Annotated in this window: 15 protein-coding genes; 5 read left to right on the forward strand and 10 right to left on the reverse strand. The window is 61.0% G+C overall.

Annotated features, from left to right (window positions below; all coding sequences use genetic code 11):
* Positions 1-11 precede the first annotated feature (11 nt).
* The 3 genes from glgB to BFP92_RS25610 all read right to left on the reverse strand — a co-directional run bounded on the left by glgB (position 12) and on the right by BFP92_RS25610 (position 7735).
* Positions 12-2249 carry a 1,4-alpha-glucan branching protein GlgB gene (gene glgB / locus BFP92_RS25600; protein WP_065931647.1) on the reverse strand — a complete coding sequence of 746 codons (2238 nt, stop codon included), beginning with the start codon at positions 2247-2249 and terminating at the stop codon, positions 12-14.
* A complete protein-coding gene (treS, locus tag BFP92_RS25605) occupies positions 2246-5593 on the reverse strand; it encodes a maltose alpha-D-glucosyltransferase (RefSeq protein WP_065931648.1) in 3348 nt (1115 codons plus the stop codon). The genes glgB and treS overlap by 4 nt, the downstream gene beginning before the upstream one ends.
* A gap of 153 nt (positions 5594-5746) precedes the next feature.
* The gene (locus BFP92_RS25610) at positions 5747-7735 is read right to left on the reverse strand and encodes an alpha-1,4-glucan--maltose-1-phosphate maltosyltransferase (protein ID WP_065931649.1); all 1989 of its coding nucleotides are present in this window, start codon (positions 7733-7735) and stop codon (positions 5747-5749) included.
* A 203-nt stretch (positions 7736-7938) separates the two neighbouring features.
* Between BFP92_RS25610 and BFP92_RS31855 the strand changes: the two genes are divergently transcribed.
* A complete protein-coding gene (locus BFP92_RS31855) occupies positions 7939-8106 on the forward strand; it encodes a hypothetical protein (RefSeq protein ID WP_017139127.1) in 168 nt (55 codons plus the stop codon).
* Positions 8107-8284: 178 nt separating this feature from the next.
* Positions 8285-8833 carry a hypothetical protein gene (locus tag BFP92_RS25615; protein ID WP_065931650.1) on the forward strand — a complete coding sequence of 183 codons (549 nt, stop codon included), beginning with the start codon at positions 8285-8287 and terminating at the stop codon, positions 8831-8833.
* 8 nt (positions 8834-8841) lie between these two features.
* Here BFP92_RS25615 and BFP92_RS25620 read toward each other — a convergent pair whose 3' ends face one another.
* Positions 8842-9339 (reverse strand): MgtC/SapB family protein, encoded by a 498-nt coding sequence (locus BFP92_RS25620; RefSeq protein WP_065931651.1) that lies wholly within the window; start codon positions 9337-9339, stop codon positions 8842-8844.
* Between the two features lie 120 nt (positions 9340-9459).
* On the opposite strand from BFP92_RS25620, the gene BFP92_RS25625 reads away from it, so the two are divergent.
* The 3 genes from BFP92_RS25625 (at position 9460) to mapR (ending at position 12761) form a co-directional block, all read left to right on the forward strand.
* Positions 9460-9699 (forward strand): DUF3203 family protein, encoded by a 240-nt coding sequence (locus BFP92_RS25625; RefSeq protein ID WP_065931652.1) that lies wholly within the window; start codon positions 9460-9462, stop codon positions 9697-9699.
* 184 nt (positions 9700-9883) lie between these two features.
* The gene (ccoG, locus tag BFP92_RS25630; RefSeq protein WP_065931653.1) at positions 9884-11293 is read left to right on the forward strand and encodes a cytochrome c oxidase accessory protein CcoG; all 1410 of its coding nucleotides are present in this window, start codon (positions 9884-9886) and stop codon (positions 11291-11293) included.
* Between the two features lie 58 nt (positions 11294-11351).
* On the forward strand, positions 11352-12761 hold the full coding sequence (gene mapR, locus BFP92_RS25635) for a GntR family transcriptional regulator MpaR (RefSeq protein WP_065931654.1): 1410 nt from the start codon (positions 11352-11354) through the stop codon (positions 12759-12761).
* A 70-nt stretch (positions 12762-12831) separates the two neighbouring features.
* On the opposite strand, the gene BFP92_RS25640 is transcribed toward mapR, so the two are convergent.
* The 6 genes from BFP92_RS25640 to BFP92_RS25665 form a co-directional block, all read right to left on the reverse strand.
* A complete protein-coding gene (locus BFP92_RS25640) occupies positions 12832-13578 on the reverse strand; it encodes an SDR family oxidoreductase (RefSeq protein ID WP_065931655.1) in 747 nt (248 codons plus the stop codon).
* Positions 13579-13632: 54 nt separating this feature from the next.
* A complete protein-coding gene (locus BFP92_RS25645; RefSeq protein ID WP_065931656.1) occupies positions 13633-15729 on the reverse strand; it encodes a putative bifunctional diguanylate cyclase/phosphodiesterase in 2097 nt (698 codons plus the stop codon).
* A 260-nt stretch (positions 15730-15989) separates the two neighbouring features.
* Positions 15990-17465: an efflux transporter outer membrane subunit gene (locus tag BFP92_RS25650; protein WP_065931657.1), complete on the reverse strand. Its 1476-nt coding sequence runs from the start codon at positions 17463-17465 to the stop codon at positions 15990-15992.
* Positions 17462-20569 carry an efflux RND transporter permease subunit gene (locus BFP92_RS25655; RefSeq protein ID WP_065931658.1) on the reverse strand — a complete coding sequence of 1036 codons (3108 nt, stop codon included), beginning with the start codon at positions 20567-20569 and terminating at the stop codon, positions 17462-17464. Before BFP92_RS25655 ends, BFP92_RS25650 begins: the two co-directional genes overlap by 4 nt.
* Positions 20566-23667, reverse strand: coding sequence for an MdtB/MuxB family multidrug efflux RND transporter permease subunit (locus tag BFP92_RS25660; RefSeq protein ID WP_065931659.1), 3102 nt, complete (start codon positions 23665-23667; stop codon positions 20566-20568). Before BFP92_RS25660 ends, BFP92_RS25655 begins: the two co-directional genes overlap by 4 nt.
* Positions 23664-24968 carry an MdtA/MuxA family multidrug efflux RND transporter periplasmic adaptor subunit gene (locus BFP92_RS25665; protein WP_065931660.1) on the reverse strand — a complete coding sequence of 435 codons (1305 nt, stop codon included), beginning with the start codon at positions 24966-24968 and terminating at the stop codon, positions 23664-23666. Before BFP92_RS25665 ends, BFP92_RS25660 begins: the two co-directional genes overlap by 4 nt.
* Positions 24969-25038: the final 70 nt, after the last annotated feature.

Raw genomic sequence — 25038 nt, forward strand, 5'->3', positions numbered from 1 at the left:
CGCTAGAGCCTTTAAAGCGCTTCCGGCCGCAGAATCAACACGCCCAAAGGCGGCAGGTTCAGCGACAGCGACACCGGTTGCCCATGGCGCGGCTCCTCCTGGGTGAACACTTCGCCGCCATTGCCATAATTGGAGCCGGCATAGGTATCGGCATCGCTGTTGATCACCTCGCTCCAGCGCCCGGCAAACGGCACACCGACCGCATAGCCCTCACGCGGCACGGGGGTGAAGTTGACCACCACCAGCACCGGCTTGCCGTCCTTGCTCCAGCGTAGCCAGGCATAAACGCTGTTGATTGCGTCGTCGCCAATCAACCATTGGAAACCTTGGGGCGCATCGTCCTGCTCGTGCAGCGCCGGCTCCTCGCGGTACAGGCGGTTCAGGTCGCCGACCAGTTTCTGCACGCCGCGGTGTTCAGGGTATTGCAGCAAGTACCAGTCCAACTGCTGGTCGTGGTTCCACTCGCGCCATTGGCCGAATTCGCAGCCCATAAACAACAGCTTCTTGCCGGGGTGCATCCACATGAAGCTCAGGTAAGCGCGCAGGTTGGCGAATTTTTGCCAACGATCGCCCGGCATCTTGTCGATCAGTGAATGCTTGCCGTGCACCACTTCGTCGTGGGAGATCGGCAGGATAAACCGCTCGGACCACGCATACACCAGGCCGAAACTCAGCTCATTGTGATGATGAGCGCGGTACACCGGGTCTTGCTGGATGTAATGCAGCGAATCGTGCATCCAGCCCATGTTCCACTTGTAGTTGAAGCCCAGGCCGCCCTGCTGCGTGCTCTGGCTGACGCCCGGCCAGGCCGTGGACTCTTCGGCGATCACCAGTGCGCCCGGCGCTTCCAGCGCGACCACATCATTGAGATGGCGCAGGAAGTCGATGGCCTCCAGGTTCTCGCGACCGCCATGGCGGTTGGGCACCCACTCCCCGGCTTTGCGCGAATAGTCGCGATACAGCATCGAGGCCACCGCATCCACACGCAAACCGTCGATGTGGAAGTGTTTGAGCCAATGCAACGCCGAAGCCAGCATAAAGCCGTGCACTTCGGTGCGGCCCAGGTTGTAGATCAGCGTGTCCCAGTCCTGGTGGAAACCTTCCAGCGGGTTGGCGTATTCGTACAAAGCCGTGCCGTCGAACTGGGCCAGGCCGTGGGTATCGGTGGGAAAATGCGCCGGCACCCAATCCAGAATTACACCGATGTCGGCCTGGTGCAGGGCATTGACGAAAAACCCGAAGTCTTCCGGTGAGCCAAAGCGTGCGCTCGGCGCAAACTGCGACAGCGCCTGGTAACCCCAGGAGCCGCCGAAAGGATGTTCCATAATCGGCATCAGCTCGATATGGGTAAAGCCCAGTTGCTGAACATAGGGAATCAAGCGCTCGGCCAGTTCGCGCCAGCCATATTGGCGCGACACTTCGCCGGCCTCATCCAGTTCGCACTGCCAGGAACCCACGTGCAGCTCATAGATCGACAAGGGTGCCGAGGCTTTCTGCTTGTCGGCACGCGCCTGCATCCATTCATGGTCTTGCCAGTCCACCTGCAACGGCGCGGCGACTTTCGAGGCAGTGTCGGGCGGCAATTGAGTCGCAAGTGCCATCGGATCGGCCTTGAGCGGCAGAATCCCATGGGCGCCGAGAATCTCGTACTTGTAGGCTGCACCCGCTTGCAGGCGCGGGATAAAAATTTCCCACACGCCAGACGGATGCCGCAGGCGCATCGGATGACGGCGCCCATCCCAGATATTGAAGTCGCCCACCACCGACACGCGCCGCGCATTCGGCGCCCACACCGCAAAACGCACGCCCTGCACGCCGTCGACGCTGGTGACCTGCGCGCCCAGGCAATTGCCGAGGTCACGGTGATTGCCTTCGGCGAACAGGTACAAGTCCATTTCACCCAGCAGCAATTGGCTGAAGCTGTAAGGGTCTTCGGTGATCTGTTCGCCGCCGGCCCACTGGATCTTCAGCAGGTAGCCCTGACGCGTGGAAAAATGCCCGACAAACAAACCCGGCACCTGGGTCGCATCCAGGCTGCCGATGGTCTCACCGCTATCGCGGGCCAACACGTGGACACTCAAGGCTTCGGGCAGGAACGCGCGGATAAATTGCCCGCCCTGCTCGTCATCGTGCGGCCCCAGGATGGAAAAAGGGTCCGGGTGTTCCGCGCGCACCAGCGCCTCTACATCTTTTGGCGCCGGCATGGCGGTCAACTTCGCTTGCAGCGGTTCTCTCTGTGTAAAATTCATGACGTCTCCCCACCGCGTGCATTATTCGCTTGAGATACCAGCCCGCTGAGTAAACCGTGCAGCCCTTGCAGGGGCACCGGCAACCAGGTCGGGCGATTTTCTGCTTCGTAAGCCACTTCGTACGCGGCCTTCTCCAGACTGAACAACGTCAGCGCTGCGTCCTGGCCGTTGGCATCCTGCCAGTCATGCGCCAGTGTAGACGTAGCCTGATGATAAGCCTGGATAAATGCGCTGCGCGCCTCACTCAGGTAACGGTCAGTCACACGCTTGCGGGCGGTATCCGCTTGCGGCGAGTGATCCACGCCTTGCACATTCAGGGCCATGGCGGCGGCGTAATCAAACGAGCGCAACACGCCACTTACATCTTTATACGGGCTGTGCTTGCCGCGCCGTTCATGCAGCGGGCGCGCCGGCTCGCCTTCAAAGTCGATCAAGTACGCATCGCCCTTGACCACCAGGACCTGCCCCAGGTGCAAGTCACCGTGGACGCGAATGCGCAAACCGCCCGCCGTGGCCTTCGCCAGGGCCTGGACACGGCTGGCAAGGGCTTTTTTCTGCCCCAGCATTTCACTGACCAGCGCCTGATCGGCGGGGTTCAACTGGTTTTGATGAAGTGTTAACAACTGCAGCGCGCGGTCGATCTGCGCGCCGACGTCCTTGGCCCAAGCCTGGGTGTCCTTGGCCGTGGTGGTCTCGGGCTTGAAGTCCTTGTTGGTGGTTTTCGCTGCCAGTACCGCGTGCATTTCACCCAGGCGTTGGCCGAGTAAACCGGCAAAATCCTGCAACTCGCCCAGGGCGTTGTAATGCTGTTCCTGCTCGGAAATCGCCTGGGCCAGCTCGTCGCGAATCGCGCGCTCCAGGTTGTTCTGAGTCCAGCTCCAGGCGTCGCCCTGGTTGCTCAGGTAGCCTTGGGCAATCATCAGCAGGTTGTCCTGGCCGTCGCCATCGCGGCGAATCATCGAGCCCAGCAACGGCGAAATATTCGGGTATTCGGCGGCCGTGAGGTAAGCGCTCATTTCCAGCTCCGGGTGCACCCCGGCGCTGACTTTGCGGATCAGCTTGAGCACCAGGCTCTCGCCCACCACCACCGAACTGTTGGATTGCTCGGCCGACAGGTAGCGCACCTGCGCCTCATCGGTCAGTTGCAATGCGGCCAAGTGCGGTGTGGCTTCAAAACGCAAATCACCTTCGTGGGTGTTCAACACCGTGCCAGCCTGCAGGCCCTGGATCACCGCGCGGATAAAGTGTTCCAGGCTGAAAGCGTCGGTCACCAAACCGACCTGACGCCCCCGGCGTACGCGGGCCAGCGCCAATTGCTGGGGCAAGGCACTGGTGAACTGGTCTTCGGCTAAAAAGCCGAACGGCAATTGATAACGACTGACCTGACCGCCGCTGGTCACCTCGACCTCGCTGAGCAGCACCGGGTGCTGTGGGTCGCCAAACCGCACGCCGTAGGCAATCCGCACCTGATCGATGGCCGTGTCTTTACCGGCAAACCAGCGCCGCTTGGGCAACCATGCCGGCAGCGAGGTGTGTTCAAGGGTGGTGCGGCACGGCTCGTCGAGTAACTCTTCCATGCGTTGTTTAAGCACCAGCGTGGTGAAGTCCGGCATGCTCTGCACCGGCTCCACATGCCAGCTCGGCATCTGGTTTTCGGCCGCCAGCACAAACCAATAGAAACCGTACGGCGCCAACGTCAGCAGGAAATTCAGCTGGCCGATGGGCGGGAACGCGTTACCGCCGAGCATCTCCACTGGCACCATGCCGGCGAAAGCGGACAAGTCCAACTCGGCCGCCTGGGCGCTGCGCGACACGTTGGCCACGCACAGGATGGTTTCCGTGCGGCCATCGTCGCCAGTGAACTCACGGGTATACGCCAGGATGCGGCGGTTGCTCGGCGAGAGCATTTTCAGGCTGCCGCGCCCAAAAGCCTTGGACTGCTTACGCACCGCCAACATGCGCCGGGTCCAGTTCAGCAGCGAATGCGGGTCCTGGGCCTGGGTTTCGACGTTGACCGACAGGTAGCCATATTGCGGGTCCATGATCGGCGGCAGCACCAGGCTGGCCGGGTCGGCGCGCGAGAAGCCGCCGTTACGGTCGATGGACCATTGCATCGGCGTGCGCACGCCGTCGCGGTCGCCCAGGTAGATGTTGTCGCCCATGCCGATTTCATCGCCGTAGTACAAGGTCGGCGTGCCGGGCATCGACAGCAACAGGCTGTTGAGCAATTCAACGCGGCGACGGTCACGCTCCATCAGCGGTGCCAGGCGCCGACGAATACCCAGGTTGATGCGCGCGCGGCGGTCGGCGGCGTAGTAGTTCCACAGGTAGTCGCGCTCTTTGTCGGTGACCATCTCCAGGGTCAGTTCATCATGGTTGCGCAGGAAGATCGCCCATTGGCAGTTAGCGGGGATCTCCGGGGTCTGGCGCAAAATATCGGTAATCGGGAAACGATCTTCCTGGGCCAGCGCCATGTACATGCGCGGCATCAGCGGGAAGTGGAAGGCCATATGGCATTCATCGCCGTCGTCGCCTTTTTTGTCACCGAAGTACAGCTGGGTATCTTCCGGCCACTGGTTGGCTTCGGCCAGCAGCATGCGGTCGGGGTAATGCGCGTCGATCTCGGCGCGGATCTGCTTGAGCACGCCGTGGGTTTCCGGCAGGTTCTCGTTATTGGTGCCATCGCGTTCGATCAGGTAGGGAATGGCGTCCAGACGCAGGCCATCGATGCCCATGTCCAGCCAGTAGCGCATCACCGACAGCACGGCTTTCATCACTTGCGGGTTATCGAAGTTGAGGTCCGGCTGGTGCGAGTAGAACCGGTGCCAGAAGTACTGGCCGGCGACCGGGTCCCAGGTCCAGTTGGACTTTTCGGTGTCGAGGAAAATGATGCGGGTGCCATCGTACTTCTGGTCGTCATCGGACCACACGTAGAAGTCCCGCGCCGCCGAGCCCGGCTTGGCCTTGCGCGCCCGCTGGAACCAGGGATGCTGGTCGGAAGTGTGGTTGATCACCAGTTCAGTGATCACCCGCAAGCCACGCTTGTGTGCCTCGCTGATAAAGCGCCTGGCGTCGGCCATGGTCCCGTAGTCGCTGTGCACACCCCGGTATTCGGCGATGTCATAGCCATCGTCGCGACGTGGCGACGGGTAGAACGGCAGCAGCCAGATGGTGTTGACGCCCAGATCGGCGATGTAATCGAGTTTGGCGATCAGGCCGGGAAAGTCGCCGATACCGTCGTTATTGGAGTCGAAATAGGATTTAACGTGAACTTGATAGATCACCGCGTCCTTGTACCAGAGCGGGTCTTTGATAAAAGTGGCTGGGGTGGGTTTCTTCGCCATTGGAAACTCCTGGAACACTGAAAAATCTAGGGTCTGGACGCCGTCAGTGTGGGAGCGGGCTTGCTCGCGAATACGGTGGATCAGTTACAGATGTATTGCCTGATACTCCGCTTTCGCGAGCAAGCCCGCTCCCACATTTTGATCTTCGTCCGATCAGGAGACGGTGATACGCCAGATCCCGAATGGCATCTGCGGCTCGATGCGCATCCATTGGTTCTTGCCGTACCAGGTCCAGCGATGGCCATTCATCAGATCTTCACCTTGTGTCTGGGCGTCGTCCGGCAGGCCCAGCTCCCACAGTGGCAATTCGAAATGGGCCTCTTGGGCGTTAAACGGGTCAAGGTTGACCGCCACCAGGATAAAGTTGCTGCCATCGTCACTGCGTTTGCCGAAGTACAGGATGTTGTCGTTCCAGGCGTTGTAGAGCTTCAAGCCCAGATGGGTGTGCAACGCCGGGTTCTGCCGACGAATGCGGTTGAGCTGGGCGATCTCGGCAATGATGTTGCCGGGCGCCGTGAAGTCCCGAGGGCGGATCTCGTATTTCTCCGAATCCAGGTATTCCTCTTTGCCCGGCACCGGCGCCGCTTCGCACAGTTCAAACCCCGAATACATACCCCACAGGCCCGAGCCCATGGTGGCCAGCGCGGCGCGGATCAGAAAGCCCGGACGCCCGGATTCGTGCAGAAACCCTGGGTTGATGTCCGGAGTATTCACAAAGAAATTCGGCCGGTAGCACTCGCGCCATGGCGATTCGTTCAGCTGCGTGAGGTACTCGCTCAACTCGGCCTTGGTGTTACGCCAGGTGAAGTAGGTGTAGCTCTGGGAATAACCGACCTTGCCCAAGCGCGCCATCATCGCCGGCGTGGTAAAGGCTTCGGCCAGGAAGATCACCTCCGGATGCCTGGAGCGCACGTCACTGATCAGCCATTGCCAAAACGGCAGCGGCTTGGTGTGCGGGTTATCCACACGAAAGGTTTTCACGCCCTCTTTGACCCAACCCACAACGATGTCGCGCAACTCGGTCCACAGGCTCGGGATCGAGTCGGCGGCGTAGAAGTCGACGTTAACGATGTCCTGGTATTTCTTCGGCGGGTTTTCGGCGTATTTGATCGTACCGTCCGGGCGCCAGTTGAACCAGCCTGGGTGCTGCTTGAGCCACGGGTGGTCCTGGGAGCACTGGATGGCAAAGTCCAGGGCGATTTCCAGGCCATGTTCGGCGGCGGCTTTGACCAGCCGGCGGAAGTCGTCGCGGCTGCCCAGCTGCGGGTGGATGGCTTCATGGCCGCCCTCCTCGCTGCCAATCGCATAAGGGCTGCCGGGATCATCGGCGCCTGCGGTCAGCGAGTTATTCTTGCCCTTGCGATGGCTGCGGCCGATCGGATGGATCGGCGGAAAGTACAGCACGTCAAAGCCCATGTCATGGATCATCGACAGCCGCGCATGCACGTCATTGAAGGTGCCATGGCGGGCCGGATCGTCGGTGATCGAGCGTGGAAACAGCTCGTACCAACTGGCAAATTGCGCGGCCTCGCGCTCCACGTCGATCGGGTAGACCGTGCTGACGCTCAAGTAGGCACGGTGGTCGGCCTGAGTCATCAAATGTGCACTGTCTTCGTGCAGGAACTGCGCGACCTGCTCGGTTTCCAGCAGGCCCGACAGTTCATGGTGCAGCAGCATAAGGCGGTCGCGCAGCTCATTGTCGCTGCGCTCGGCGGCCTGCAACACCAGGCTGCGGCCCTCCTGCAGTTCAAGGCTGACCGGCACCCCAGCCTCATGTTTTTTGCGCAACTCGTAGCAGAAACTTGCGAAGGTATCGATCCAGGCTTCAATACAGTATTCGTGCGGACCCTGCTGGGCCACGGTGAACGCGCCTTCCCAGCCATTGTTGCCCACATCGGTCATCACTACGCTGTGCCAGCTTTCGTCCTGCAGCGGGCGCCAGCGGATCAGCACGGCCAGCTTGTCATGGCCGTCGGCAAATACCTTGCTGGTGACGTTGACGCGCTGGCCGACCACGGCCTTCACTGCAAATTCACCGCCGTCAATCACGGGTGTGGTGCTTTCAATCGCGATCCTGGGCAGCAGCAACGCCTGGGACAGCGGCAATATGGAGTCTTCTGGAGTCAGTGTTTCAGCAGTCATCGAGCATCTTCCCCTTACGCCCTGTGGACGCTCTTTGCTTGATCCGAATTCTGAGACGGCACCGCTCTCCCTGAGCAGGGCCGTAATAGGTCCGAACCTGGGCTGCGATGAAAAGTTCAGGTGGATGTACCGCCATTGGGCGGGAATCAAACCTGCCCGGCGGTTGTCCACCGATAGAGCAAAGCACAAAGGAGGCCACACCGATGAATATCCCGATCCCGGCTGAAACCCCGGACCCGAATATCGACAATCCAACGCTGCCGCCGAGTGAACCGGAACCGATCCCGGAGAAGGAACCACCGGAAAACCTGCCGCCACCCGTGGAGGAACCGCCCACAACCATGCCGCCGGTGATTGTTCAACCTTGTTGATCAACGCCATCACTCACACACGTACTCGCGTCAGAATGCCTGCCTTAAAAACGCATTAACCTGCGCGTACAGGCGAAATGGCCTACATCTCGCCTGTGCGCCTATTGCTACAGTCCTACTCGCGATTACTTGAGCACCTTTTATTTTTCCCCTTCTTGAACGCGAGCAGGTTAATACCATGTCGGACATTAATGTGAAGCAGGGCCGCCACCAACACGTAGAGTCAGAGGTTTCCATCAGCCGGCGTTATCTCAAGGAGTTTAAAGCCAGACTCACAGAGGACGATATCGCCCAGGTTTTGCGCGCCCCCAACGACCTGAAGTCGCGAAAAGTGCTCAATGACATGCGCGTGCACTTCAGCCAGGAAAGTGTCGACTCCATGTTGAAAGAACCAGACGCAGAGGAAGTTGCTCACCTCCTGACGGACATCGGCAAGTTTCTGCAAAAAAACAGCGACGAGGAATGCGTAAAGTTATCCACCCAACTGTATTTCAACGACTATCAGGCAGCCTATGACAAACAGAAAATCGCCTTACTGTTAAAGTTGATATCGGGTAAGGACGATTATGGCTTTCGCCATGTCTATGACTTTTTCAAAGGCACGGCCGGCGCATTCGAGCAACTGAATGGGTGCGTGAAGGACACAGCCCAAACGGTGATGGATATGAACACCATCACCGAAGCGCTCAACCCAAAACATATTAAATCAAGGATGAAGACGCTCTGAGCGCGGCCTCAACGTTCCTTCTCCCAAAGCTTGACGATTTTGGGCATGACGCCAAGTACGACGAGCGCCAGCAGTGTACTCAAGACCGCCGTTGATTCACGCCCAACCCCTGCCGCCACGCCAATGGCGGCCGTCATCCACAACCCGGCAGCGGTGGTCAGGCCTTTGACGTGCTGGCCCTCTTCATCCTCCTTGCCCTTGAGGATAGTGCCGGCCCCCAGGAAGCCGATCCCGGCGATAACCCCCTGCAATACCCTGCTCATGGCGTCCGACTGGCTGCCTGACGTCTGCGGCACCAGCACAAACAGTGCAGCGCCCAAGGCCACGAGCATGTGGGTGCGCACCCCCGCCGCCTTGCCCTTTTGCTCACGCTCAAACCCCAGGATACCGCCCAGGATCGCGGCGATAAGCAGGCGAACGGTTATCTGCGTGAGCTGCTTTGCATCAGCGATGTCAGCAAATTCTGCGTGCAGGGTTTGAAGCACTTCTTGCCACCAGGCGTCCATGGTCGTTATCCGTTTTAGTGTGGTTAGACGATGGACAGCGCCGACCGCCAGTCAGTTGCCTGGAACACCTGGCACTGCGCGACGCCCTAACCCATAACTGCCCATAAAAAGGAGAGCACCATGCCTGTACGTATCGACAATCAAACGTGCTTTTTCAAGGTCGCTGACGACGGCCAGGAATACGCCCTGCCCGCCACTGATGTGACGGTGAGTACCGACAGCGCCAAATCCATGTCTTTTGTAGAGTTAAAAGGCGATCGGGTCTACATCACTGAAGCCGAAGCCGACGCACTGACCGTCGCCGGTGCCCAGGACGGTCGCAAACACTTGAAGGCGACCGACAGTGATTCGGTGATTTGATTGATCTGTATCAAACCGCGCACAAGCCAGCTGCGCCCCAGGCGCTACGGGGTGCAGCACATTGTCGCAGTGACGTATAAAAAGCCTGTCTGATCCGCTTTTTATCGACCCACCTGAGTCTGTTATGCAAACAGCTTGAAGCTCATAGTTCATTGGCCTGATGGAGGCTGATGAGCGAACGACCATGAGCGAAAGAATCCCAACCGTGGACACCTTTGAGCCCATACACCCAAAGAAGGTGAAGGCCAAATCCAGCGACAACCTGATCCATACCCGCAGTTTTACCGGCCTGTTCCGCACCTTGCGCGTGAGCGGCGCCGCTGTACTGTTCCTGGCGTTTTTTGGCACCGTGTGGCTCAACTGGTCCGGGCGCCAAGCCGTGCTGTGGGACTTGGCCGAAAGCAAATTCCACATCTTCGGTGCCACCTTCTGGCCCCAGGATTTCATCCTACTGTCGGCACTGTTGATCATCTGCGCGTTCGGCCTGTTTGCCATTACCGTATTTGCCGGCCGCGTATGGTGCGGCTACACCTGCCCGCAAAGCTCGTTCACCTGGCTGTTCATGTGGTGTGAAAAGGTCACCGAAGGGGAACGCAACCAACGCATCAAACTGCAAGCGGCGCCCTGGAGCCTGAACAAACTGGCGCGGCGTTCGGCCAAACACGCGCTGTGGCTGGGTATCAGCGTGCTGACCGGGCTCACGTTTGTCGGCTACTTCACGCCAATCCGCCCGCTGGCCGCTGAGTTGCTGACCTGGCAGATGGGCGGCGTGAGCCTGTTCTGGGTGCTGTTTTTTACCGCCGCCACCTACATCAATGCCGGCTGGCTGCGTGAAGCGGTGTGCATGCACATGTGCCCGTATGCGCGCTTTCAGAGCGTGATGTTCGACAAAGACACCCTGACCATTTCCTACGACGCGGCGCGTGGCGAAAGCCGTGGCCCGCGCAAACGCGAGGCAAACCCGGCGCAGGTTGGCCTGGGGGATTGCATCGACTGCCAACTGTGCGTGCAGGTGTGCCCCACCGGCATCGACATTCGTGACGGCCTGCAAATGGAATGCATCGGCTGCGCCGCATGCATCGACGCCTGCGATTCGATCATGGTCAAGATGGGCTACCCCCGCGGGTTGGTCAGCTATACCAGCGAACATCAACTGCAAGGTGGCAAAACCCACCTGCTCAGGCCACGCCTGATCGGCTACAGTGCCGTGCTGCTGGTGATGATCGCGGCGTTGGTGGTGGCCTTGATTGAGCGACCAATGGTGTCGCTGGACGTGACCAAAGACCGTGGCATGTTCCGTGAAAACAGCCAGGGTCTGATCGAAAACATCTACAGCTTGAAGGTCATCAACAAGACCCAGCAGCGTCAGGACTACCGCCTGGAACTGGTGGACGCCGAGGGCTTCCAGTTGCAAGGCAAGACCCGGATCAGCCTGGCGCCGGGGGAAATCAGTGACGTGCCGGTGTCGGTGGCGTTGTTGGCCGATAAACCGGCGAGCAGCTCGCAGACCTTGCGCTTCAAGGTTATGGATGTGACTAAGCCGTGGATTTACAGCGCAGCAGACAGCCGTTTTGTGGCGCCGCTGAATCGTTGATTTCCAGCACACACATTGAGTCGGCGTTCAATTTTTTTAGAAAGTTAATCAGGCCCCCATGAAACGCTACGAAAAATTCGCCGACGACATCGCAGAACTGATCCGCTCCGGCGTGCTCGGCCCCGGCCAACGGGTACCGTCGGTGCGCTATGCCAGCCAGACCTACGGCGTCAGCCCATCCACGGTGTTCCAGGCTTACTACCTGCTGGAACGCCGTGGCCTGATTCGTGCGCGGCCACGCTCCGGCTACTTCGTCAACACGCATGCGCCCAGCCCGTTTTCCGAGCCGGTGGTGAGTGAACAGGTGCACGAATCCACCGAAGTCGATGTGAGTGAGCTGGTGTTCTCAGTGCTCGACTCCATCAAGGACCCCAACACCGTGCCGTTCGGCTCGGCGTTCCCCAGCCCCATGCTGTTCCCGTTGCCACGCCTGGCGCGTTCGCTGGCCAGTGCCGGCCGCGAGATGGACCCGCGCCTTGTGGTCACCGACATGTCGCCGGGCAACCCGCAACTGCGCCGCCAGATTGCCCTGCGCTATATGGTGGGCGGCCTGATGCTGCCGATAGAAGAGCTGCTGATCACCAACGGCGCCCTCGAAGCGCTGAACCTGTGCCTGCAAGCGGTGACCGAGCCGGGCGACCTGGTCGCTATCGAAGCCCCGGCGTTCTATGCCTGCCTGCAAGTGCTCGAACGCCTGAAGCTCAAGGCGGTGGAGATTCCCGTGCACCCGCGCGATGGCATCGACCTCAATGCCCTGGCGCAAAGCCTGGAGCGCTACCCGATCAAGGCCTGCTGGACCATGACCAGCTTCCAGAACCCCATGGGCGCCACCCTGCCGGAAGCGAAGAAACAGGCGCTGGTGGAGCTGCTGCGCAGCCATCAAGTGCCACTGATCGAGGATGATGTGTACGCCGAGCTGTATTACGGGCAGCACGCGCCAAAACCGGCCAAGGCCTTCGACACCGAAGGGCTGGTGATGCACTGCGGCTCCTTCGCCAAGAGCCTGGCGCCCGGCTATCGCGTCGGCTGGGTCGCTGCCGGGCGCTATGCGCAGAAGGTTGAACGCCTGAAGCTGATGACTTCGCTGTGCCCCTCGATGCCGGCCCAGGCGGCGATTGCCGACTACTTGCAACACGGCGGCTATGACCGGCACCTGCGCAAATTGCGCTACGCCCTGGAAGAACAGCAGAGCGCCATGCTGGCCGCGATCGCGCGGTATTTCCCGGCACAGACGCGGGTCAGCCAGCCGGCCGGCGGCTACTTCCTGTGGCTGGAACTGCCGGAGCAAACCGATTCGCTGAAGCTGTTCCAGATGGCCCTGGCCCAGGGCATCAGCATTGCGCCGGGGCCGATTTTCTCGGCGACCCAACGCTTCAGAAATTGCATTCGCTTGAACTACGGCAGCCCGTGGACCGAGGCATCGGAAAAGGCCATGGAAACACTCGGGCGCATCGTGCGATCGTTCTAGGCTCGGTTGTTGCCTTATCTGACGCCATCGCGGGCTTGCCCGCGATGGCGCCTTGACTGGCGCTAAAGCCTCAACGGCCGCCGCCCAAATCGAGAAAACTGCCGGTGGTGTACGAGGCCTTGTCCGACAGCAACCAGATAATCGCTTCCGCCACTTCATCCGGGCGCCCGCCACGGGCCATGGGAATGCCGGACTCCAGCTTGCTGACGCGGTCCGGGTCACCGCTCAGGGCGTGGAAGTCGGTAAAGATGTAGCCAGGGCGCACCGCGTTGACACGGATCCCTTCACCCGCCACCTCTTTGGACAGGCCGATGGTGAAGGTATCCAGCGCGCCCTTGGACGCGGCATAGTCGACATATTCGCCCGGCGAACCCAGGCGTGCGGCGACCGACGACACATTGACAATGCTGCCGCCCTGCCCGCCATGCTTGGGCGACATGCGCAGCACCGCCTGCTTGGCGCACAGGATCGGCCCCAATACATTGGTCTTCAAGATTTTAAGGATGCGGAACTCGGACATTTCATCGACCCGTGACTTGTGCCCCACGGTGCCGGCGTTGTTGACCAGTGCCGTCACGCGCCCCAGCTCGGCGTCAACACGATTGAACAATGCGATGACTTCATCTTCGATGCTGACATCGGCCCGCACCGCAATCGCTTGTGCACCCAGGGCGCGCACCTGGTCCAGCACACGCAGGGCCGCCGCCTCATCAGACTGGTAGTTGATGCAGATGCGATAGCCCTGGCGTGCAGCCAGCAAGGCCGTCTCGGCGCCAATACCACGGCTGCCTCCGGTGATGATGACGACTTTGTCCATGGGTGCGGTCTCCTGAATAAACCAACGGTTTAAGGTTGGATCCAAGAATACCCGTCATCCACGGCTTTTGTCAGGCGTCAGGGCGTCTTCGGCGCGCTGGATGTCGGCCATGAAACCCTCGGCCGGCAACGGATGACCCAGCAAGTAGCCTTGCAAGGTGTTGCACCCCAAGCGGGTAAGGAAACTCTGCTGCACATCGGTCTCTACCCCTTCGGCGACAATGCGCAGCCCAAGTGCCTGGCCAAGGGCAACGATGGCCGAGACGATGGCGGCGTCGTCGCTGTCGTGTTCCAGGTCCCGCACAAACCCACGGTCGATCTTCAGCTCGTTGGCGGGCAGGCGTTTGAGGTACATCAGGCTTGAATAACCGGTGCCGAAGTCGTCGATGGACAGGTCCACGCCCATGTCCGAGAGTTGTTGCAACACCGTCATGCTCGCATCGGCATCGCTCATGGCGGTGGTTTCGGTGATTTCCAGGGTCAGGCTGTTGGCCGGCAAGCGGTGACGCGCCAACGCCGCCGCGACACTCCTGACCAGCCCGGCATGGCAAAACTGCAGCGCCGAGAGGTTGACCGCAATGCGCCAGTCTTCATAACCCTGCGCGTACCAGACAGCCATCTGGCGGCAAGCCTCGTTGAGCACCCATTCGCCGATGGGAATAATCAGCCCGGTTTTTTCCGCCAGCTCGATAAACATCGCCGGCAACAACAGCCCCTGTTGCGGGTGCTCCCAGCGCAACAACGCTTCGGCGCCGACCGCAATACCGCTGAGCGCGTCGAACTTGGGCTGGTAGTACAGGCGGAACTGCTCGTGCTCAACGGCGTTGCGCAGGTCCTGCAACAACTGCAGCTGTTTGCGTGCATTGGTGTTCATCGACGCATCAAAGAAGCTGTAGCCGTTCTTGCCCATGCCCTTGGCGTGGTACATCGCGGCGTCGGCGTTCATCAGCAGTTCCTGCGGGTTCACGCCGTTACCGGGGAACATGGCAATGCCGATGCTCGCGGAGATCTTCAGTTCATGCTCGGCTACCTTGAACGTACGATTGATCAAGCCGACCTGGCGTTCGGCCAGGCCCATGGCGTCGTCCGGCTGGGTCAACTGCACCAGCAGCACAAACTCATCGCCACCGATGCGCGCCAGGGTGTCCTGGCTGCGCAGGTCCTCGCGCAGACGCAAACCTACTTCGCGCAGCAATTGGTCACCCATATGGTGGCCAAATGCATCATTGACCGGCTTGAAACCGTCCAGGTCGATAAACATCAACGCAAAACAACCACCCTGCTCCATGACGGCCTGGATGGCTTGTTGAATGCGGTCGGCGAGCAAGGTGCGATTGGGCAGGCCAGTGAGCATGTCATGCAGGGCCAGGTGGGTGAGCTCCTGGTTGGCCAGGGTCAGTGAGTCAGCGAGCACCGCGGTGCGGGCTTCAAGCCGGGCGTCGAGCAACGAGGTCAATAGCGCGATGATCAACACCGCCAGCGAGGTGACCAGCACCAGGTTATCCAGGCCCTTGCCGCTCAGGCCCGTCAGCGCGGCGCCGCAGAAACTGTTGTCATCAAAACGCGCGGCAGCCATGCCGGTGTAGTGCATACCCACGATCGCAATGCCCATCACCACGGCGGCACCGCCCCGCGCCAGGCGTACGTAAGGCGTGTTGCGCCGCAGGTTGAACGCGATCCACAAGGCCGCGCCGGACGCCACCACGGCGATCAACAACGAGGCGCCAAACAGCGCGGGGTCGTAATCGATGCCAGGGGTCATGCGCATCGCGGCCATGCCGGTGTAGTGCATGCAGGCAATCCCTGCGCCCATCACCAGCGCGCCAAACCCCAGCTGCCAGGCCGGCAGACGTGGCTGGCTGACCAGCCACAGCGCAAAGCCACTGGATAACACTGCGATCAATAACGACAGCGCGGTGATGCCCAGGTCAAACCCGAGAGCAAAGGGCAGGCGCAACGCCAACATACCGATAAAGTGCATGGACCAGATGCCCACGCCCAGGGCCAATGCCCCGCCGGTCATCCATATGTACGCCACGCGCCCCCTGGCGGTCGCAATACGGCCGGCCAGGTCCAGCGCGGTATAGGACGCCAGGATCGCAACGCACAGGGAGATCACGACCAGAGAGGGGGAATAACTACCGATCAGCATGGGACTTCTCAAGACTGACGGGCCTGGAACGCCCGTGCCAAGTGGCAAAGCGGGCGATTGTAGCGAGAATAATTATGGCCGGTTTAATTAATTATCAACGGGCCATTAGTGGCATTTTGACGCCAATCTAATGACCTTGAAATGCCACCTGCTTCAGGCCGCTGCGCCGAGTCATCTGCTTGAATATCAGGCCCGGTGCGACAGGATCGGCCACTTTAAAATCCGCGAGACGACTGAGTCGTTTGTTGAAATCTGCTCAGTCATTTCTTTTCAGCCAAGGACGTCTGCCCGTCCCAGCCGCCACCCAGTGCCGCAATCAATTGCACACTTGCCACCAACCGCGTCTGCAACAAGGTCAGCACGGTGCGTTCATTACTCAACGCCGTGGCCTGCACCGTCACCACATCGAGGTAGGCGATCAGCCCGGCCTTGTACTGATTCTGCGTCAAGCGCAGGGATTCGCGCGCGGCCTCCAGGGCTTCATTGCTGACCACCGCCTCATCTTCCAGCACCTTCAACTGGACCATATAGTTTTCCACTTCGCGGAAACCATCCAGCACTGTCTGGCGGTACTTGGCCACCGTCTCGTCGTAAGACGCCACACTACGATCGACCTCAGCCGAACGCTGCCCACCGTCAAACAAGGTCATCGCAAGCTTGGGCCCCACCGACCAGAACCGGTTCGGCAAACTGATCCAGTCCGCATAGGTGCTGCTGGAATACCCACCCGCCAGGCTCAAGGTCAGGTCCGGGTAATACGCCGCCTTGGCCACGCCGATATTCGCGTTGGCTGCAATCACCGAGCGCTCCGCCGACGCGATATCCGGGCGCCGCTCAAGCAATTGCGATGGCACACTCACCGGAATCTGCGGCAAGGCTGGAATGTCCTTGCTCACTGCCAGATTGAAGTTGGCCGGCGCTTCGCCGATCAACACCGCAATGGCGTTTTCCAACTGCGCACGCTGCCAGATCAAGTCGATCAAGCTGGCCTGGGTCGTCTTCAGTTGAGTCTGTGCCTGAGCAATCGCGGCTTTATCGGAAACCCCCGCGCGGTACTGGTTTTCAGTCATCTTCAGGGAGCGCTGATAAGTCTCCAGCGTGGCCTGCAGCAAACGTGTCTGCTCGTCCATCACGCGCAGTTGCAGATAGTCCTGCACCAACTCCGATTGCTGGCTCAAACGCATCGCCGCCAGATCCGCCGAACTGGCCTCAGCCGTGGCTTCATTCGCTTCAAGACCACGGCGCAACTTGCCCCACACATCCGCTTCCCAACTCACGCCCAACTGCGTATTGAGCGTGTCGCGGATACCACTGCTGGAACTGCTGAGGCTGGCGTTGCTGCTGCCGGTGCCCTGACTGGCACGGGTTTTACCGGCACTGAAGTCCACCGTGGGGAAAAACGCCCCGCGTGCGCTGCGCACCTGGGCCTGGGCCTGGCGGAAGCGCGCTTCGGCCTGGGCCACGGTCTGGTTGGCGTTATTGAGGCGCGTGACCAGCTCGTTAAGTTGACGGTCACCGTACAACTCCCACCAGGCACCACGGGCCAGGGAATCACTGGGGTTGGCCTGGCGCCAGCCCTGGGCTTGCTTGAACTGCGCGGGCTCGACCACCTCCGGGCGTTTGTAATCCGGGCCGATGGCGCAGGCGCTGAGCAATGCGCCGCACAGCAGCAGGCTGGCGATACGGGAACCACGGGGCATGCTCATGGCCAATTTAGTCAAGGTTGAATCGGTCATAGCGCAGTATCCAAGGCAGCATCGGTACGCACGCCGCGCCAGGCGTTGAAGCGGTGGCGCGCGCGGTCAAGATAGAGGTAGACCACCGGGGTGGTGTAAAGGGTCAGGATCTGGCTGAACACCAGCCCGCCGATAATGGTCAGGCCCAGGGGCTGGCGCATTTCGGCGCCATCGCCGGAACCGAGCAGCAACGGCAAGGCGCCCAGAATGGCCGCGAGCGTGGTCATCAAAATTGGCCGCAGGCGCAGCAGGCAGGCGCTACGAATCGATTCCAGCGGGCTCATGCCGTCATGGCGCTCCAGTTGCAGCGCCAGGTCAATCATCAGGATCGCATTCTTCTTCACCACGCCGATCAACAGGAACAGACCCAGCAGGGATATCAGGCTGAATTCACCGCCCAGCAGGTAGATCGACAGCAGCGCGCCGACACCGGCCGATGGCAAGGTCGACAGAATGGTCAGCGGGTGAACATAACTTTCATACAGAATGCCCAACACCAGGTACACCGCCACCAGCGCGCCCAGAATCATGAACGGCTGGCCCTTCTGCGTCGCCGCAAAGGCATCGGCGGTGCCGGCCATTTTGGCGATCACGTCTTCCGGCAAACCGACCTTGGCAATCGCCCGCTCAATGGCGGCCGTGCCCTGCTCCACCGTCACCCCGGGCGACATGTCGAAGGCGATGTTTTCCGAGGCGAACTGGCCTTCATGGCTGACACGGTCGTCGGCCAGGCTGTTTTCGTAATGGGCAATGGTCGACAACGGCACCCGCGCACCCGTGGAGGTGATCACCTGCATCTGGTTCAGGGTGATCGGGTCCTGGGCGTATTTCGGGTTGACCTCCATCACCACCTGGTACTGGTTGAGGCTGTCATAGATGGTGGAAATCTGCCGTTGGCTGTAGGCGTTGTTCAACACCGCCGTGACCATGCTCATGTCGATACCCAGGCGCTTGGCCTGGTCGCGGTCGACCACCAGCGTCACCTGCGCCGCACCGCGTCCTTCGCGGGCGTCGATGGCGGTCAGCTCCGGCAGCTCGCGCAAGGCAGCGACCACTTTCGGGTACCACAAACGCAGCGCAGCCAGGTCGCCGCTTTGCAGGATGTAGGAGTATTGGGCGCTGGTCTGGTCCCGGCTGCCGCCAAATTGCAGGTCCTGGTCGGCCATCAGGAACAGCCGTCCGCCCGGCACCAGCGGCACTTCCTTACGCAGACGCTCGATCACCGCCTGGGCCGAGAGCTTGCGCTCGGCAATAGGTTTGAGGCGCACCAGCATCACCGCGTTGTTGGTGCCGTTGTTGCCGCCGATAAAGCCGGCCACGCTGAGCACTGCCGGGTCCTTGAGCACCGCCTTGCGGAAAGTTTCCATCTTCGGCTGCATCACATTGAACGACAGCCCGTCATCGCCGCGCACAAAGCCGATCAACTGGCCGGTGTCCTGCTGCGGCATGAAGGTTTTCGGTACCACCACGTACAGCGCGATGTTCACGCCCACGGTGATCAACAGGCTCAGCAGGGTCAGGCGGCGATGGCGCAGCACCCAGTCCAGGCTGGTGGCGTAGGCCGCAACCATGCGGTCATTGACCTTCTGGCTCCAGCGCTGCAAACCGGTCATGTGCCCCTTAATGTGCGGTTTGAGCCAGCGCGCGCAGAGCATCGGGGTCAAGGTCAGCGAGACGATCAGCGACACAATGATCGCCGCCGACAAGGTGATGGAAAACTCACGGAACAGATTGGTGACAATGCCGCCCATAAACAGGATGGACAGGAACACCGCCACCAGCGACACGTTCATCGACAGCAAGGTAAAGCCGACTTCCTCGGCGCCCAGGTACGCCGCCTTCATCGGCGGCACACCCTCGTCGATATGCCGGGAAATGTTTTCCAGCACCACGATGGCGTCGTCCACCACCAGGCCGGTGGCCAGGATCAACGCCATCAGCGAAAAATTGTTCAGCGAAAACCCAAACAGGTACATCACCGCAAAGGTGCCGACCAGCGACACCGGCACTGCCAGGGTCGGGATCAACGAGGCGCGGAAGTTACCCAGAAACAGGTACACCACCAGCACCACCAGGGCCACGGCAATCAGCAGGGTCATCTCGGCTTCATGCAGGGTCGCGGTGATCACCGGCGAGCGGTCCATGGCCAGGTTGAGTTTGACGCTGGACGGCAGCACCGCCTGCAACGCGGGCAGCTGGGCCTTGATCTGCCGGACGGTCTCGATGATGTTGGCGCCGGACTGGCGGTTGATCACCAGCAGCACCGCCGAATCATTGTTGAAGAAGCCGCTGTTGTAGCGGTCTTCCACGCCGTCGCTGATCTTCGCCACGTCGCCCAGGCGCAAGGCTGCGCCGTTCTGGTAGCGGATCAGCAGCGGCTCGTAGTCCTTGGCCTTTTCCAGCTGGTCATTGGCCTGGATCTGCCAGTTACGCTCGCTGTCTTCCAGGGAACCCTTGGGCCGCCGCTGGTTGGCATTGGCGATGGTGTTGCGCACGTCGTCCAGGGCCACGCCGTATTGGTCCAGGGCCTTGGGTTCCAACTCGATGCGCACCGCCGGCAAGGAACTGCCGCCGATCTGCACCTCGCCCACGCCCGGCACCTGGGACAGGCTCTGCGAGAGGATGGTCGAGGCCAAATCGTACAACTCGCCTTTTTGCAGCACGTCGGAGGTCAGCGAGAGCACCATGATCGGTGCCTGGGACGGGTTAATCTTTTTGTAGGTCGGCATGCTGCGCATGCCACTGGGCAGCAGGTTGCGCGAGGCATTGATGGCCGCCTGCACTTCCCGCGCCGCACCGTTGATATCACGGTCGGAGTCGAATGCCAGGATCACCCGCGTGGAGCCCTGGCTCGACGAACTGCTCATGGTGGTGATGCCGGCAATCGCGCCGAATGAGCGTTCCAGCGGCGTCGCCACCGTCGAGGCCATCACCTCCGGGCTGGCGCCGGGCAAACTGGCCGACACCACGATCACCGGGAAGTCGATCTGCGGCAACGGCGACACCGGCAGCAAGTTGAAGCTGACGCCACCGAGCAACATGATCGCCAGGCTCAGCAGCATGGTGGCTACCGGCCGGCGAATGAAAGGTCCGGACAGGTTCATGACTCAACCGGCTCCAGGCTTTGCGGCTCTTTGCGCCAGCGACGGCCAAGGCGGTCGAAATACAAATAGATCACCGGCGTGGTAAACAGCGTCAACACCTGGCTCACCAGCAAGCCGCCGACCATCACCAGGCCCAGCGGTTGGCGCAACTCGGCGCCGGAACCCGTGGCCAGCATCAATGGCACCGCACCAAACAAGGCCGCCAGGGTGGTCATCAAAATCGGCCGAAAGCGCAGCAGCGCGGCCTGATAAATCGCCGTCTGCGGGTCCAGGCCCTGGTTGCGTTCGGCGTCGAGGGCGAAGTCGATCATCATGATCGCGTTCTTTTTGACGATACCAATCAGCAGGATGATGCCGATGATTGCGATCATGCCCAGGTCATTGCCACTGAGCAGCAACGCCAGCAAGGCGCCGACTGCGGCGGACGGCAACGTGGAAAGAATCGTGATCGGGTGGATGTAACTCTCGTACAGCACGCCGAGCACGATGTACATGGTCACCACCGCCGCCAGGATCAGCAGCAAGGTGCTCGACAGCGAGGCTTCGAAGGCCTGGGCCGCGCCCTGGAACTGGGTCTGCACGCCCACCGGCATGCCGATGTCCTTCTGGGTCTGGTTGATCAGCTCCACGCCTTTGCCCAGCGCGACGCCAGGCGCCAGGTTGAACGACATCATCACCGCCGGGAACTGGCCGATATGTGCAATTGCCAGTTGTGCCTGACGCTGCTCCACATGCGCCAGGCTCGACAGCCGCACCTGGCCGCCGTCAGTGGTTTTCACATAAATCTGGTTGAGCGCTGCCGGCCCCAGGGTTTCACCCGATTGCGCCTGCAATACCACGCGGTACTGGCTGGCCTGGGTATAGATGGTGGAAATCTGCCGCTGGCCGAAGGCGTCGTAAAGCGCATCGGTGATGGTCGACACACTCACGCCCAGGCGCGAGGCCGCATCACGGTCGATCACCAGGAACACTTGCAGGCCCTTGTCCTGCAGGTCGCTGGCCACATCGGTGAGTTCCGGCAACTGGCGCAAGGCGTGCACCAGCTTGTCGCTCCACAGCGCCAGCAAATCGGCGTCCGGCGAGGACATGCTGAACTGGTACTGGGTACGGCTCACGCGGTCTTCAATGGTCAGGTCCTGCACCGGCTGCATGAACAGGCGAATGCCCACCAGCTTGTCGATCTGTGGTTGCAGGCGCGTAATCACCTGGGCCGCACTCACGTCGCGCTGGCCGTGGGCCTTGAGGTTGATCAGCAGGCGACCGCTGTTGAGGGTGGCGTTATCGCCATCCACACCGATGTAGGACGACAGGCTTTCGACCGATGGGTCGGCCAGGATCACCTTGGCCAACTCCTGCTGGCGCTGGCTCATGGCGGCAAACGAAATCGACTGCGGTGCTTCCGATATGCCCTGGATCACCCCGGTGTCCTGCACCGGAAAAAAGCCCTTGGGCACCACCAGGTACAGCACCACGGTAAGGCCCAGGGTGGCAATGGCCACCAGCAGGGTCAACGGCTGGTGCTTGAGCACCCACTGCAATTTGCGCCCGTAGGCTTCGATCAACCAATCGATCCATGCGCCGCTGGCCTTGTAGAAACGGCCTTGTTCTTCTTCCTTGGGTTCGCGCTTGAGCAGGCGCGCGCACATCATCGGCGTCAGGGTCAGGGACACCACCAGGGAAATCAGGATCGCCACCGCCAGGGTGATGGCAAATTCGCGGAACAGCCGCCCGACCACATCGGCCATGAACAGCAGCGGAATCAGTACCGCGATCAGCGACAGGGTCAGGGAAATCAGGGTGAAACCGATTTGCTTGGCGCCCTTGAGCGCAGCCGCCATGGGCGTCTCGCCTTCCTCGATGTAACGCGAGATGTTTTCCAGCATCACGATGGCATCGTCCACCACAAACCCGGTGGCGATGGTCAGTGCCATCAGCGTCAGGTTGTTGATGGAGAAGCCCGCCAGATACATCACGCCAAAGGTGCCCACCAGCGACAGCGGCACGGCGATCGACGGAATGATCGTGGCGCTGACCCGGCGCAGGAACAGGAACGTGACCATCACCACCAGGGCAATGGCGATCAGCAATTCATGCTGTACGTCCTTCACCGAGGCGCGGATGGTCTGGGTGCGATCGGTAAGCACCGTCACATCCAGGCCTGCCGGCAAGTTATCGGTGATGCTCGGCAGCAACGCCTTGATACGGTCCACCACCTCGATCACGTTGGCGCCGGGCTGGCGCTGGATATTGAGCAGCACCGCCTGGTTTTCATTGGCCCAGGCAGCGAGGCGCTCGTTTTCGGCGCCGTCGACGATCTGCGCCACGTCTTTAAGGCGCAGCGGCGCGCCATTGTTGTAGGCCAGGATCAACTCGGCGTATTGCGCAGGCGAAACCAACTGGTCGTTGGCATCGAGCATGGAGACACGCGTAGGGCCGTCAAAGTTGCCCTTGGGCTGGTTGACGTTGGAGGCGGCGATCAGGGTGCGCACGTCCGACAGGTTCAAGCCGTTGGCCGCCAGGGCCTCGGGGTTGACCTTGATGCGCACGGCCTGGCGCTGGCCACCGGCGATGCTGACCATGCCGACGCCGCTGATCTGTGCAATTTTTTGCGCCATGCGCGTGTCAACCAAGTCGTTGAGCTTGGGCAGCAGCATGGTCTTGGAGGTAATTGCCAGGGTCAGCACCGGGGTGTCTGCCGGGTTGACCTTGTTGTACACCGGCGGCGCCGGCAAATCCTTGGGCAACAGGTTGGTCGCGGCGTTGATCGCGGCCTGCACCTGTTGCTCGGCGACATCCATATTGATGTCGAGGTTAAAGCGCAGGGTCAGCACCGAGGCGCCGCCCGAACTGGTGGACGCCATTTGTGTGAGGCCTGGCATTTGCCCGAACTGACGCTCCAGCGGCGCAGTGACCGCGCTGGTCATCACGTCCGGGCTGGCGCCTGGGTACAGGGTCATCACCCGGATCGTCGGGTAGTCCACCTGCGGCAAAGCCGAGACCGGGAGCAAACGGTAAGAAATGATGCCGGCCAGGACAATGGCCAGCATGCTCAGCGTGGTGGCAACCGGGCGAAGGATAAACAGTCGCGACAGGTTCATGAACCGACCTTTTGCGCCTTGCCGGCGTTAGCGCCGGTCTCCCCTTTTGCCGCAGGCTTGCCTTGCAGGTGTTCGGTCGGCGTGGTCGGCACTTCGCTGCTGTCGTTGACCACTTCAATGTCGCTGCCGTCCTTGAGGCGGTCGGTGCCTTCCAGCACCACGCGGTCGCCGGCCACCAGGCCTTCCTTGATGACGGTGTTGTCGCCATCGGTATCGCCGACCACCAAGGGTTGCATCTTGACCTTCTTGTCGCCGTCGAGCTTGTAGACGAAGGTGCCGCTGTTGCCGAACTGGATTGCGGCGGACGGTGCCAGTACCACATTGTGCAAGGTGTCGGCCAGCAGGTGCACATTGACGAACTGATTAGGGAACAGCGCCTGGTCCTTGTTATCGAAACGGCCTTTGAATTTGAGGGTGCCGGTGGTCACGTCGATCTGGTTGTCCAGGCTCTGCAACACGCCGACCGCCTGCTGCTTCACATCGCCACGGTCCCAGGCTTCCACGGGTAATTTGTTACCGGCGTGGTAGCGGGTGAGCACGGTGTCGAGGGTGTTTTCCGGCAGGGTGAAGACCACGCTGATCGGCTGGGTCTGGGTGATCACCGCCAGGAAGGTGGTGTCGTTGGCCGCCACCAGGTTACCGACGTCGACCTGACGCAGGCCGACGCGGCCGCTGATCGGCGCGCGGATCTTGGTGAACTCGAGGTTGAGCTTGGCGTCGTCGACCGCGCCCTGGTTGGTCTTGACCGTACCCTGGTACTGCATGACCAGGGCTTCGGCGGTGTCCAGGGTCTGTTTGGCGATGCTGTCCTGGGCATACAGGTCACGGTAACGCTGCACATCAACCTGAGCGTTTTTCAGTTGGGCCTGGTTCTGCAGGAGCGTGCCCTGGGCCTGGAGCAAGGCGTTCTGGTAGCTGCGCGGGTCGATCTCCGCGAGCAGGTCGCCCGCCTTGACCATCTGGCCTTCTTCAAAGGCGATCTTGACCAGCTCACCGCCCACCCGGCTGCGCACATTGATGGTGTTAAGTGCGGTCACCGTGCCCAGGGCCTTGTAGTACACCGGGAACTCGCCCAGCACCGCCGGCGCCACGCGCACCGGAATCGGGCCGGTGGACCCCCCGAAACCGGGCCGCGCCATCCCCGTCTTGCCGGTATGCCCGGCCGGTTTCTGCGCGGTGTCATCTTTATGGCCGGCGGGCCAGAATTTCCAGCACAGGCCGGCGATGACCAACAGCACAAGCAGGCCGAACAGCCAGCGGCGGGAATTGCGAGGGGAGGATTGCATGGAGTGATCAACCATTGGGCGCGAGAGCTTCTTCTTTGGGAGGCTGAAAGATAAGCACTGGGGCGCATTAAGAAAAGCGCCTTTA

Origin of the sequence: Pseudomonas sp. 58 R 3 (genome assembly GCF_900006605.1) — a bacterium.
Taxonomy (GTDB): Bacteria; Pseudomonadota; Gammaproteobacteria; order Pseudomonadales; family Pseudomonadaceae; genus Aquipseudomonas; species Aquipseudomonas salomonii.